This is a genomic window from Halorubrum tropicale, from assembly GCF_001280455.1.
In the GTDB taxonomy this organism is placed as follows: Archaea; Halobacteriota; Halobacteria; order Halobacteriales; family Haloferacaceae; genus Halorubrum; species Halorubrum tropicale.
Genome location: NZ_LIST01000004.1, coordinates 164046 through 176546 on the forward strand (window position 1 = coordinate 164046; position 12501 = coordinate 176546).

At 72.3% G+C, this 12501-nt stretch carries 15 protein-coding genes; 8 read left to right on the forward strand and 7 right to left on the reverse strand.

The annotated features are described in order from the left end of the window. Window positions 1–46 precede the first annotated feature (46 nt). Together AMR74_RS11045 and AMR74_RS11050 are read left to right on the forward strand one after the other, a co-directional pair. Window positions 47–463: a DUF7124 domain-containing protein gene (locus AMR74_RS11045; protein ID WP_053772116.1), complete on the forward strand. Its 417-nt coding sequence runs from the start codon at window positions 47–49 to the stop codon at window positions 461–463. A gap of 43 nt (window positions 464–506) precedes the next feature. Further along, on the forward strand, window positions 507–1211 hold the full coding sequence (locus AMR74_RS11050; RefSeq protein ID WP_053772117.1) for a MogA/MoaB family molybdenum cofactor biosynthesis protein: 705 nt from the start codon (window positions 507–509) through the stop codon (window positions 1209–1211). 12 nt (window positions 1212–1223) lie between these two features. Here the strand turns inward: AMR74_RS11050 and trpG are convergent, their stop codons facing one another. The 6 genes from trpG to AMR74_RS11080 form a co-directional block, all read right to left on the reverse strand. Further along, window positions 1224–1817: an anthranilate synthase component II gene (trpG, locus tag AMR74_RS11055; RefSeq protein WP_053772118.1), complete on the reverse strand. Its 594-nt coding sequence runs from the start codon at window positions 1815–1817 to the stop codon at window positions 1224–1226. Continuing rightward, window positions 1814–3490, reverse strand: a complete 1677-nt coding sequence (gene trpE / locus AMR74_RS11060; RefSeq protein ID WP_053772119.1) for an anthranilate synthase component I — start codon at window positions 3488–3490, stop codon at window positions 1814–1816. The genes trpG and trpE overlap by 4 nt, the downstream gene beginning before the upstream one ends. Beyond that, a complete protein-coding gene (locus AMR74_RS11065) occupies window positions 3487–4131 on the reverse strand; it encodes a phosphoribosylanthranilate isomerase (RefSeq protein WP_053772120.1) in 645 nt (214 codons plus the stop codon). Before AMR74_RS11065 ends, trpE begins: the two co-directional genes overlap by 4 nt. Further along, complete coding sequence (trpD, locus tag AMR74_RS11070) at window positions 4131–5180, reverse strand: anthranilate phosphoribosyltransferase (RefSeq protein ID WP_053772121.1); 1050 nt, start codon at window positions 5178–5180, stop codon at window positions 4131–4133. Before trpD ends, AMR74_RS11065 begins: the two co-directional genes overlap by 1 nt. Window positions 5181–5339: 159 nt before the next feature. Then, complete coding sequence (locus AMR74_RS11075) at window positions 5340–6041, reverse strand: universal stress protein (protein ID WP_053772122.1); 702 nt, start codon at window positions 6039–6041, stop codon at window positions 5340–5342. A 114-nt stretch (window positions 6042–6155) separates the two neighbouring features. Next, window positions 6156–7439 (reverse strand): tRNA pseudouridine(54/55) synthase Pus10, encoded by a 1284-nt coding sequence (locus tag AMR74_RS11080; RefSeq protein ID WP_053772123.1) that lies wholly within the window; start codon window positions 7437–7439, stop codon window positions 6156–6158. A 130-nt stretch (window positions 7440–7569) separates the two neighbouring features. Here AMR74_RS11080 and nth point away from each other — a divergent pair, with 130 nt between their 5' ends. Further along, window positions 7570–8253: an endonuclease III gene (nth, locus tag AMR74_RS11085; RefSeq protein ID WP_053772124.1), complete on the forward strand. Its 684-nt coding sequence runs from the start codon at window positions 7570–7572 to the stop codon at window positions 8251–8253. A gap of 155 nt (window positions 8254–8408) precedes the next feature. Further along, the gene (locus tag AMR74_RS11090) at window positions 8409–8963 is read left to right on the forward strand and encodes a DoxX family protein (RefSeq protein WP_053772125.1); all 555 of its coding nucleotides are present in this window, start codon (window positions 8409–8411) and stop codon (window positions 8961–8963) included. A 178-nt stretch (window positions 8964–9141) separates the two neighbouring features. On the opposite strand, the gene AMR74_RS11095 is transcribed toward AMR74_RS11090, so the two are convergent. Further along, window positions 9142–9579, reverse strand: coding sequence for a hypothetical protein (locus AMR74_RS11095; RefSeq protein ID WP_053772126.1), 438 nt, complete (start codon window positions 9577–9579; stop codon window positions 9142–9144). A 142-nt stretch (window positions 9580–9721) separates the two neighbouring features. On the opposite strand from AMR74_RS11095, the gene AMR74_RS11100 reads away from it, so the two are divergent. From AMR74_RS11100 to AMR74_RS11115, 4 genes are all read left to right on the forward strand, one after another. Beyond that, window positions 9722–10801 (forward strand): glutamate--cysteine ligase, encoded by a 1080-nt coding sequence (locus tag AMR74_RS11100; RefSeq protein ID WP_053772127.1) that lies wholly within the window; start codon window positions 9722–9724, stop codon window positions 10799–10801. A gap of 114 nt (window positions 10802–10915) precedes the next feature. Further along, window positions 10916–11485, forward strand: coding sequence for a winged helix-turn-helix domain-containing protein (locus tag AMR74_RS11105; protein WP_053772128.1), 570 nt, complete (start codon window positions 10916–10918; stop codon window positions 11483–11485). Between the two features lie 53 nt (window positions 11486–11538). Continuing rightward, entirely contained in the window at window positions 11539–12033 is a 495-nt protein-coding gene (locus AMR74_RS11110; RefSeq protein WP_053772129.1) for a phosphopantetheine adenylyltransferase, read from the forward strand. Next, a complete protein-coding gene (locus AMR74_RS11115) occupies window positions 12030–12488 on the forward strand; it encodes a hypothetical protein (RefSeq protein ID WP_053772130.1) in 459 nt (152 codons plus the stop codon). Before AMR74_RS11110 ends, AMR74_RS11115 begins: the two co-directional genes overlap by 4 nt. Window positions 12489–12501: the final 13 nt, after the last annotated feature.

Consider the following 12501-nt stretch of genomic DNA (forward strand, 5'->3'; position numbering starts at 1 on the left):
ACGCGGAAGCGAAGTTGTTTTCGCCGGCGGGCGGTAAGCGGGGCGCATGGACAGCGGCGGATCTACAGACATGACGCTGGCGTTCGAGTTGGAGGCGCTGAAAGCGCTCGCGGACCCCAACGCGGTGTTCAACAACGCCCGGCAGTGGACGGAGTACGTCGGGGTCGTCAGCGAGAAGCCCACCTACGTCGTCACGAACTTCACGCGGAAACACCGCGTGCGACAGGACTTCTTCTCCGGCCCGCGCGGCGTCGAGGAGAGCTTAGAGAACATCGGCGGGCAGTTCGATACGGACCGGCACGTCTTCGTCGGCGTCGACGACGAGGACGAGGCCGTCGCAGAGGCGACCGGCTGGGAGTTCCTCCAGGTCGAGGACGCCGCCGAGGCCGCGGGGTGGACGCTCGCGACGGGCGAGCCGGACGACGACGCGCCCGAGGAACGGGCGCGCGACGACTGGCCCTGAGGAGACCGGGAGGTGTTTTGACGCGGGCGCCGAAGGCGGACGTATGACCGACCACGGCGACGATAGCCACGACGGCGACCGTTCTGGAGACGGCTATGATGGCCACGGTCACGACCACGGCCACGATGACCACGATCACGACCATGGTGACCACGACCATCACCACCACGACGCGGACTCCGTCGCGGCCGCGGTCGTCACGGTCTCCTCGTCGCGGGGCGCGGACGAGGACCCGGCCGGCGACTACGTCGCGGCGGCGTTCGAGGATGCGGGCCACGAGGTGTCGGTCCGCGAACTGATCCCGGACGACTACGACAGCGTCCAGGGCACCGTCGACCGGCTCGCTCGCCGGAGGGACACCGACGTGGTGGTGACGACCGGCGGGACGGGCGTCACGCCCGACGACGTGACGCCGGAGGCGGTCCGCGGCCTGTTCGCGAAGCGGCTCCCCGGGTTCGGCGAGCTGTTCCGCCGGCTCTCCTACGAGGAGGTCGGCACGCGGACCATCGGCTCGCGCGCCGTCGCCGGCGTCGTCTCCGCCACGCCGGTGTTCTGTCTCCCGGGCTCGGAGAACGCGGTCCGGCTCGGCGTCGACGAGGTCGTCCTCCCCGAGGTCGGCCACCTCGTCGGGCTCGCCGGCCGCGGGCTCGACGACGACGGCGAACCGGCCGAGGACGAGAACGGAGAGGGAGGGCCGGGCGACGACGGCGACGGCAGCGAAGGCGGCGAAGAAGGCGGGGACGCCTGACCCAGGGGGGGCTCAGACGGCGGTGAGGAAGTTCCGGATGAGGTCGTGGCCCGACCCGGTCAACACGCTCTCCGGGTGGAACTGGACCGCCTCGATCGGGTGCTCGCGGTGGCGGATCCCCATCACGATCGACTCGCCGCCGTGGTCCGTGGTGGCCGTGACGTCGAACGCCTCGGGGACCTCGGTCGCCGCCAGCGAGTGGTAGCGGCCGGCGCGGAACCCCTGGTCGAGCCCGCGGAACACGCCCTCCCCGTCGTGGTCGACGGGGAACGCCTTGCCGTGGACGGGCTCGGGGGCGTGCCCGACGGTCCCGCCGTACTCGTAGACCGCGGCCTCTAAGCCGAGACAGACGCCGAGCGTCGGCACCGACGGCGACAGGTCGCGGAGCACGGACATCGTCACGCCCACGTCGCGGTCGTTCTTCGGGTGGCCGGGCCCCGGGCTGATGATCACGGCGTCGGGCTCGGCGGATTCGATCTCGTCGAGCGACGCCGTGTTCTTGAACACGTCGACCGCGACCGGCTCCCCGCCGACCGTCTGGTCGGAGACGTACTCGACGAGGTTGTAGGTGAACGAGTCGAAGTTGTCGACGACGGCGACCTTCATCGCTCCGCCTCCGTGCCGGTGGCGAGCGCCCCGTCGTCGTCCTCGGCGGGCGTCGCCGAGTCGGCGTCGCCGTCCCGCGCTTCGCCCTCGCGAATGCGGTCGATCGCGGTCAACACGCCGTCCATCTTCTGTTCGGTCTCCTCGTACTCGGCCGCGGGGTCGGAGTCGGCGACGAGGCCAGCGCCGGCGCGCACGCCGACGACCGACTCGTCGCCCGACTCGTCGAGCGTCGCGGTCCGGATCACGATCGCGAAGTCGGCGTCGCCGGTCCACGAGTAGTAGCCGACGCCGCCGCCGTACGCCTCCCGCGGGGTCGTCTCCAGGTCGTCGATGATCTCCATCGCGCGCACCTTCGGCGCGCCGGTGAGCGTCCCGGCCGGGAACGTCGCGCGCGTCGCGTCGAACGCGTCGGCGTCGGCCGCGAGCGTCCCCGTCACGGTCGACTCGATGTGCTGGACGTGGCTGTACTTCAGCACGTTCATGAACTCCTCGACGCGGACGGAGCCCGGCTCGGAAACGCGCCGCACGTCGTTGCGCGCGAGGTCGACGAGCATCGTGTGCTCGGCGCGCTCCTTCCCGTCCGCGAGCATCTCGCCCGCGAGCCGGCGGTCCTCGACCGGGCTGGTCCCGCGTGGACAGGTGCCGGCGATGGGGTTCGAGACGACGCGATCGCCCTGGACCGACACGAGCGTCTCGGGGCTCGCGCCGACGACGGTCCGGTCGTCGTGCCGGAGCACGTACATGTACGGCGAGGGGTTCACGTCCCGGAGCGCCGCGTACAGCCCGAGCGAGTCGACCTCGCCTCGAAGCTCGCGGCTCCGCGAGATCACGCCCTGGTAGATGTCGCCGTCGAGGACGTGGCGCTTGGCGGTCCGAACCGCCTCCTCGTACTCCTCGCGCGGGTCCGCCGACTCCTCGCGCACGCGGACCCCGTCCGGGTCGGGCGGCGCGGCCTCGCGCAGTTCGGCCGCGACCCGCTCGGCCTCCGCGACGAGGTCGTCGTAGACGGCGGCGGGGTCGTCGTCGACGCCGATCACCGGCGTGAACACCAGCTCGGCGCCGCCCTCCCGCTCGTCGAAGACCACGGTCCGCGTCGTGAGCGCGAACTCGGCGTCGGGGAACTCCGTCTCGGGGCGCTCGACGCCGACCTCCTCCAACCAGAGGTCGTACACCGCCTCGTACGCGAGGAACCCGACGAAGCCGCCCGAGAGGATCTGCCGGTCGGTGTCCGGGAAGCCGCGCAGGCTCGCGTCCGGGAACGCCGCGCGGACGCGGTCGACCGCGTCGCCCGCGGCGGGCCCGAGGTCGCCGTCGGCCGCGTCCCCGTCCGCGCCGACGAAGTCGGCGGCCGGCCCCAGCTCGGTCACCTCGGTGCGGTCGGGGTGGACCGAGACGATCGCCTCCGGGTCGTAACCGACGAACGAGTAGCGGGCGTGCCTGTCCGCCTTGCCGTCCGCGGTAAACGCGCCGTCCGGGTCGCTGGAGGCGACCTTCTCGCCGGACTCGAGCAGGAAGCCGTACGGCCCCTCGCCGACGAGGGTCGCGTACGCGCCCAGCGGGGTCACGTCCGCGTCGAGCGCGGCCGACGCGCGGACCACGACCGGCCGCTGGGCGTCGGCCGCGAGGTCGACGAACTCGGCTTTCGTCCGGTCAAGCGGGGGCGCGTCGCTCATGCCAGCTCCATCTCCCGGCCCGCGTTCGCGACGAAGCGGGCGACCGCGTTGTGGTCCTTCCGTCCGCCCTCGATCTCGACGCCGGAGGCGACGTCGACCGCGAAGGGGTCGGCGACGCGGACCGCCTCGGCGACGTTGTCGGCCGTGAGCCCGCCCGCCAGCACGACCGGGGTCGTGAGCCGGGCGGCGAGGTCGCCGGTCGCGCGCCAGTCGTGCGTCTCGCCGGTGCCGCCCGCGCCCGAGTCGTCGGTGGAGTCGACGACCAGCGCGTCGACCGCGCCGTCCAGCTCCTCAGCGCGGGCCGGCTCGTCGGCGTCGACCGTGAGCAGCACCTTCCGTTCCGTCTCCGCGCGGACGTACCGCAGCTCGTCGAGCGTCCACTCGCCGTGGAGCTGGATCGCGTCGGGGGCGACCGTCCGGGCGAGCTCAACCGCGCGCTCGGCGGAGTCGGGCATCGTCACGAGCGTCGCGGTGACGAACGGGGGCACGGCGGCGAGCAGCTCGGCCGCCGTCGCCGGGTCGACCTCGCGCGGCGAGTCGACCGGCACCTCCGTGATCACGCCGACCGCGTCGGCGCCCGCGTCGACCGCGGCGCGGAGGTCGGCCTCGTCGGTCAGCCCGCAGATCTTCACCCGGGCCATCAGTCGTCGTCCTCCGCGGTCGCCCCGAGCCCGCCGTCGGCCGGCTCGCCGTCGCCGCAGAGCGCCGCGAACTTCTCGGCGGCCGCGCCGGAGTCGATCGCCTCGGCAGCCCGCTCGACGCCCGCCGCGAGCGTGTCGGCCTCGCCGGCGACGTAGATCGCCGCGCCCGCGTTCGCCAGTATCAGGTCGCGCTTCGGGCCCGTGACGGAGCCGTCGACGATCCCGCGCAGGTCCGCGGCGTTCTCTTCGGGGCTTCCGCCCGCGACCGCGTCGATCGGGGCGCGGTCGAGCCCGAGGTCCTCCGGCGCGATCGTGAGCTCCGTCACCGCCTCGCCGTCGACCTCAGCGGCGACTGTCTCGTCGTGGATCCCGATCTCGTCCATGCCGGCGCCGTGGACGACGAGGGCGCGCTCGACGCGCATGTGCGCGAGCGAGCGCGCGATGACGGGCACGAGGTCGGGATCGTAGACGCCGAGCACCTGCGCGTCGGCGCCGGCGGGGTTCGTGAGCGGCCCGAGGACGTTGAAGATCGTCCGCATGCCCAGCTCCTTGCGCGGGCCGATGACGGCCTTCATCGCCGGGTGGAAGACCGGCGCGAGCATGAAGCCGATCCCGTCCGCCTCGATCGCCGCCTCGACGGCGGGCGGTTCGGCCTCCACGTCGGCGCCCGCGACCTCCAGCACGTCCGCGCTTCCCGACGAGGAAGAGACGGAGTAGTTGCCGTGCTTCGCGATCGGCACCCCGGCCCCCGCGGCGACGATGGCGGCGGTCGTCGACACGTTGATCGTGTCGTAGTCGTCGCCGCCGGTGCCGCAGGTGTCGACGAGCGGGTCGCGGTCGGGCTCGATCGTGCGCGCCGCGTCGCGCATCCCCCGCGCGAAGCCGGCGATCTCGGCCTCCGTCTCGCCCTTCGTCCGGAGCGCGGCGAGCAACGCCCCGATCTGGGCGTCCGTCGCCTCCTCGAAGACCAGCCGCGCGGCCTCGCGCGCCTCGGCTACGGTCAGATCCTCCCCGCCCGTCACGCGCTCGACCGTGTCGTTGAGATTCATTGTGTCCACCGATGTAGTATTCCGCGTTGTGATGTACAAGTATGTACACTAATTTAACGCTGTCGCCGCGACGGGAAGCGGTACCGTGGTTCGAGAACGCGGAAGAACGCGGGGAGCGGCGGCCGAGAGCGGAGAAGCGACGGCGGCACGGGCCGGTCCCTACGCCGGGTCGAGCGCCCGCGACCCGTCGGCTTCGACGACGACGACGGGGACCTCCGCGTCGCCGATGACGGTGTCGGTCGTGGAGCCGAAGACGAAGCGGCCGACCGTCCCGGTGGTCGGCGCGCCGACGACGACGAGGTCGTAGTACGCGGACTGCTCGACGATGGCGCCCGCCGCGGTCCGGTCCTCAACGAGCCATCGGTCCGCGCGGTCGAACCCGCCGAGCCTGTCCTCGGCAGCGTCGAGGAGCCGCTCGCCGGCCGCGGCGTAGTCGGTGTCGTCCGCGTCGCCTGCGTCGACGACCGTTCCGGAGGCGTCCTCGTCCGGGCCGGCGTCGGCCAGCGCCGCGTCCGAGGGGACGACGTGGAACAGTTCGAGCCACGCGTCGGTCGCGGCGGCGATCTCCCGCGCCACGTCGACGGTCGCGCCCGAGTGCGGGCCGGGGCCGACGGCGACGAGGACCGAGGAGACCCGGTCGGGGCGGTCCGCGCGGTCGGCGCCGTTCAGCGACACGGCGGCGGCGGCCGGGACCCCGCCGGCCTCGTCGACCGCGGGTCGGATGACGGGGTCGCCGACCGCGGGCTCGCCCGCGTGGTCGGCGCCCCCGGTCCCGGCCGAACCGCCCGACCCGCCGCGGGCCCCGCCGTTTCGCGTCCCGCCCTCGCGGGCGTTTCCGCCGTCGGCGTCGCTCCCGTTCATGTGCGAACGTCTGACGCTCGTCAGATAAATCCCGTTGGTTCCGAGACCGTCGCGGTCCGAGGCGGTGCGCTGCGGGGCCGGACCCGGGACGAGGAGACCCTGGATGCGGGCGCGCTACTCCCGGAAGAACGCCTCGTCCTCGAACGGCTCGTCTTCACCCTCCACCGCGAGCACGTCGAGCGCCGTCACCTCGGCCCCGACGCCGAGCAGGCCGGCGAGGCTCGGCTCGGTGCGTCCCTCGTCGCCGGAGATCAGCTCCTTGATGTAGAGCCCGCCCTCGCCGCCGATCTCGACGGTCGCGCGCCGCGGGCCGCCGAGTTCGGCGGTCGCCTCGTACACGTCGCGCTCGCGGGTGATGCTCGCGCGGCGGTGGTCGACGCGGTTCGGCGTGTACTGCTCGACGGTCGCTCCCTCCAGCTCCGCGACCGCGTCGGCGAGCGCGTCGGCGTCGACGTCGGCGTCGAACGCCACCTGCGCGCGGTACCGCTTCCCGGCGTCGTGCTCCTTCACGCGCTCGACCATCTCGTAGGTCGCGAGCCGGAGGCCCTCGACCTCGACCGCGCCGTCGGCGAACGCGTTGATGTCCGACTGGAGGCGGTCGGTGTCGACCCGGCGCCGGCGCGGCTCCTCGACCTCGATCACGAACGGGCGGCCGGTGCCGAGCATGAGGGCGTCGACGTCCTCGCGGCCCGCGCCGTGGAACGTCGCCTCGGTCCCGTCCATCACGTCCTCGACGATCGGCGCGGTGTACTCCTCGACGCTGTCGTCGTAGAGGTAGCCGGAGCCGCCGCAGTGGTCGCAGGGGTCGGCGCCCTGTCGCCCGGACCCCTTACACTCGCGGCAGGGCCACTCGGTCTGGGGGATGTCGCGCTCTAGCTTCCGGTACCGGCCGTAGACGAACGTGGAGTTCACCTTCGCGTCGATGGCGTCCTCGGCCAGGTCGATCGTGAACTGGACGTCCGGGCGGTCAAAGGAGACCTCGGCGCCCGTGGTCCGCCCGACCCGCTTGCCGACCTCGCGGTTGAACTCCGACTTGAACGGCTCGCCCGCGTCCTCGTCGAGGCCGGCGTCGGCGCGGAGCAGGGCCTCGTTCTCCTCGATCAGCGGCGGCGGGCGCGTGCCCACGTTGTACGTGTCGAACTCGATCCCCTCGACCGCCTCGGCGGCGCGGGCGGCCCAGTCGTCGAACTCCGCGCAGCGCCCCTCGCACACCCAGCAGTCCGCGGTGTCGACCGCCTCGTGGTCCTCGTCGTCGCGCAGCGCGAGCGACACCCGGAGCGCCGAGCCGCGGTCGGCGTTCGACAGCCCGAAGCTCCGGTCGGCGACGAGCCGGCCGAGACAGGCGTCGCACACGGGCCCCGTCTCGGTCGCGCGCGCCGCGACGTCGAGTACGTCCATACGCCAACCAGCGCGCCGGGTGGTAACTGTCTTACTACTCGGTCGAGACGGGGCGGCCGAGCGACGCCTCCCCCCGCGAACGGGGGGCGGAGTCGGATCGTTCAATGTCGCCCGGGCGGAGGGGATCGGTATGGGAACGCCACTCGACCCGCGGGAGGAGCAGGTCGCGGAAGTCCTCGACCGGCTCTACGAGGAGTACCCGGACTCGACCATCTCGCTCAACTACTCGAACCGGCTGGAGCTGCTCATCGCCGTGATCCTCTCCGCCCAGTGTACCGACGAGCGCGTGAACTCGGTGTGCGCCGACCTGTTCGAGACGTACGAGACGCCCGAGGAGTACGCGAGCGCGCCCCAGGAGGAACTCGCGGAGGCGATAAACTCGATCACCTACTACAACAACAAGGCGAAGTACATCCGCTCGGCGTGCGCGGACATCGCCGAGGAGCACGGCGGCGAGGTGCCGGACACGATGTCGGAGCTGACCGATCTCGCGGGGGTGGGCCGCAAGACCGCCAACGTCGTCCTCCAACACGGCCACGACGTCGTCGAGGGCATCGTCGTCGACACCCACGTCCAGCGGCTCACGCGGCGGCTGGGGATCACCGAGGAGGAGCGTCCGGAAGCGATCGAACGGGACCTGCTCGACGTGGTCCCCGAGAGCGACTGGCAGCAGTTCACGCACCTCATGATCGACCACGGCCGCGCGACGTGTACCGCGATCAACCCCGACTGCGCCGACTGCGTGCTCGCCGACATCTGTCCCTCGGAGAAGGGCGACGGCGACCTGGACCTCGCGAGCGGCGAGGCGTGGTGAGCGGGTCGGAGAGCGCCCGGGGCCGATAGCGTTCGGCACGGAGTTAGTAAAGACCCCACCGATGCGGGGAACGGCCCGGATCCGTCTCGCCGCGGGGGAACGCGCTCGCCGATTTATACTGGAATTCGGCGTATCGGTAACCGAGGAGAGACACTATGTCCACCAAAACCACGAACGAGTTCGGCGGCGAGATCGGCGGCATCACCCTGTCGGGGAAGGCGCACTCGCTGTCGGCGCTGTTCATCGTCCTGCTCCGGGCGACCATCGGCGGGATGATCCTGTTCGCCGGCCTCGGGAAGGTCTCCGAGTGGCCGTTCGACGCCGCGGGCTACCTCGCGAACGTCAACCCGGCGAGCCCGGTCAGCGGGCTGTACGGGGCGATGGCGTCGAGTCCGGCGCTCATGGAGGTCGTCAACGTGATCGTTCCGGTCACGCAGGTGCTCATCGGCGCGGCGCTCATCGCGGGCGCGTTCGTCCGCCTGGCCGCGCTCGGCGGCGCGATCCAGATGCTGCTGTTCTACCTCGGCGGGTGGAGCGGCGAGGAGCTCGCGCTGTTCGACTCGACGCTGGTGTACGCGATGGTGTTCCTCACAGTCGCCGCGTTCGGCGCGGGTCGCGTCCTCGGACTGGACGCCTACATCGAGCGGATCGAGGTCGGGGGGCAGGCGCTCGTCGAGCGGTTCCCGAAGCTCCGCTACGTCCTCGGCTGAACGGGGGCGACGCGGCGCGAGGGGAACCGGAGTACGGCGTGTGAACGCGCGCCGCCGACTCGTTTTCGATCGAGTCGGGGTGCTGTCGGGCCGCTTTTTCGACACCGGTTCGCAGGGAGCGGTACGGCCGGCCCTACCGATGCCGCCACCGATCGACGAGGCCGGGGGAGACGCCGGATCACCCGTCGGCGACGGTGATCGGGAAGGATTCGCGGACGCTTCGCTCGGAGTCCGCGTCCGGGTAAACGGTTACTCCGTACTGATACTCGCCCGGCTCGGTGGACTCGCCGACAGCGATCGGGACCCTGACAGTCACGCTGGTACGTCCGGACCAGAACCACCGTGGCGGATAGGAGTCCGCCCCCGAGTCCGGCGACGGGGTGACCTCCCGCTCCGAGGCGCTCAGCCCGAGGGTGATGCCGCCCGGCGGGGGGCGAAAAGAGAAGCCGCCCGCGTCGGTGGCCTCGACCGTGACGGTCGCCTCGCCCCCGCGCGGAATCGTCGGCTCTTCGCCGTCGATCGTCGGGTCCCACTCGCCGTCGCGGTCGCCGGCACAGCCGGCCAGCGCGGCCGCGCCGGCGGAGAGGAGTCCGGCGACGAACCGGCGTCGGCTCATGTCTGTGAACGGCGCTCGACGCAGCAAGTGTCTTGTGGGGCGTGTCCGGACTGTGCGGTCGCTTCTGAGCGCGCGTCCGGACCGCCGCCGCGTCTTCCGTCTTCCAATCCTTATAAGAGCGCGCGACCGGTACGAGGCGGTAATGGAACTCGGTTCGCGGGACGCGTTCTCCCGGATGGGGACGCTCGGCATCGAGGAGGAGTTCTACATCGTCGATGCCGAGGGCCGCCCGACGTCCGGGACCGACGACCTCGTGTACGGTCGCGACCCGCCGGCTGCGGTGCCGGAGGGGTTCGACCACGAGCTGTTCGAGTGCACGATAGAGGCCCAGACCGAGACGATGGCGGACCCCGCGGACGCCGCGGACGCGCTCGCGACCGTCCGCGAGGCGCTCGTCGACCACGCCGCCGCCGACGGGTATCGGATCGCGGCCGCCGGCCTCCACCCGGCGGCGAAGTGGCGCGAGCTCGACCACGTGAAGAAGCCCCGGTACCAGGCCCAACTGGACCGCATTCAGTACCCGCAACACCGGAACACGACCGCGGGGCTCCACGTCCACGTCGGCGTCGACGACGCGGACAAGGCCGTCTGGGTCGCGAACCGCTTGCGGTGGCACTGTCCCGTGCTGCTCGCGCTGTCGGCGAACTCCCCGTTCTGGAACGGGTTCGACACCGGGCTGGCCTCGGCCCGCGCGAAGGTGTTTGAGAACCTCCCGAACACCGGCATCCCGTCGGCGTTCGACGACTTCGACGCGTTCCGGCGGTACGAGCGCCGGATGGTCGAGACCGACTCCATCGCGGACCGCGGCGAGCTGTGGTTCGACGTGCGCCCCCACACCGGCCACGGCACGGTCGAGGTGCGGGCGCCGGACGCCCAGCGCGACCCCGAGGTGACCCTCGCGCTCGCCGAGTACGTCCGGGCGCTGGTCGTCGACTACGCCGAGCGGTACGAGGACGGCGAGTCGCCCCCGTCGCTGCGCAGGGAACTGCTCGACGAGAACAAGTGGCGCGCCATCCGGCACGGACACGACGCCGCGTTCGTCGACCGCGACGGCGAGGGGACGACCCCGCTGGGCGAGGTGGTCGACGCCGAGTGCGACCGGCTCGGGATCGACGGCATCCGGGAGGTGTACGAGGCCGAGAGCGGCGCCGCGCGCCAGCGCCGGATCCGCGAGGAGTCGGGCGCCGACGCGCTGCGCGCGGACCTCGTCGTCGCCCCCTGACACCGTCCTCAACCCCTGACACCGAGGCCGAAAGCCCCGAGGCGCGTTCTCGGCGTTCCGTCGGAACGAAAGCGACGAGAAACCCTTTTGCCCGCGTAGCTCCCACTCTCTGTCATGACCGCGAACGATTCACCCTCCGAACCGGGAGACGACGCGGAGGAGTCTCCGACGGAGCGGACCCGGGAGGAGCTGCGGAAGACGAAAGAGCGCCTCGGCGAGGGCGCCGACAGGGCGGTGAAGGGGTTCGACGACAACGTGGTCGACCTGCTCGCGTGGCTGCTCGACACCGAGACGCGGGCGCGCATCTACGTCTACCTCCGCGACAACCCGCACAGCACGAGCGACGAGGTCGCCGACGGCACCGGCCTGTACCCGAGCACCGTCCGCGAGGCGCTCGCCGAGCTCCACGACGAGGGCACCGTCGAGCGCGACAAGCGGAAGGCCGAGGGCGCGGGCAACAACCCCTACGAGTACGAGGCCATCGCGCCGAGCGACCTCGTCCGCGGGGTCGTCGGCGACGTCCAGGCGGAGCTGAACGCCGTCTTCAACCTCGACCGGCGGCTCGGCGGCGAGTCGCCCGACGGCGACACCGAGCCCGTCCAGATATCCGTGGACGGCGACGGCGAGCCCGTCGGCGACGGCGAAGCGGACGCGGACGACGGCGGCGACGAGCCGTCGAACTGAGCCGCCGACGGCGGTTCGGGACCATTTAAGTTCGACCCGCGTAACGGAGAGGCATGAACGTCGCGCTGGGGGGTACGTTCGATCCCGTTCACGACGGCCACCGCAAGCTGTTCGAACGGGCGTTCGAGCTGGGTGACGTCACCGTCGGGCTCACCTCCGACGAGCTGGCGCCCGAGACCCGACACGTCGAGCGGTACGTCCGCCCCTACGACCGGCGCGAGCGCGACCTCGAAGCGGAGCTGGCCCCGCGCGCCGAGGCGCACGGCCGCGACTACGAGATCCGCGAGCTGACGGAGCCGACCGGCATCGCGGTCGAACCGGAGTTCGACGCGTTGATCGTCTCCCCCGAGACGAAGGCGGGCGGCGAGCGGATCAACGAGATCCGCGCCGAGCACGGCCGCGACCCGCTCGACCTGGTCGTCGTCGATCACGTGGCGGCGGAGGACGGCGAGCGCATCTCCTCGACGCGGGTCGTCGCGGGCGAGATCGACGAACACGGCAACCTCACCCCCGACCGAGAGGGGCGGGGCGCGACGCGTCCGGAATGACCGACAGCGACGCGAGCGAGGCGGACGCGGCCGCGTCCCGACGCGCGGCGCTGCGCCGGATCGCCCTCGGCGAGACCGGCTTCGAGCGGGCGACGGTGTGGAGCGCGGTCGGCTTCGCGCTGTCGTACGCGGCCTTCGACGCGACGGCCGCGGTCGGCGTCGGCGACCCGGCGGTCGTCGGGGCCCTGGCCGCGGTGACGGCGGTCGCCGCGGTCGCGTTCGCGGCGACCGGGGGCGGCGCGTTCCCGGCGATCCTGCTGACGTACGGCCCGTTCGCGGGGACGTTCCTCCGGGGACTCGGCCCGGAGCCGTACGTCCTCCCGTTCACCGCCGGCGGCCCGGCCGCCGCCGCGTTCACCGCCCCGCTCGCGCTCGCCGTCGCGGTCGCGGTCGCGGTCGGCGCCGCGTCGACGGTCGTCGGGTACGTCTTCTCGCGCATCGCCGCGTCGCGGTAGGGGACGGAATCCC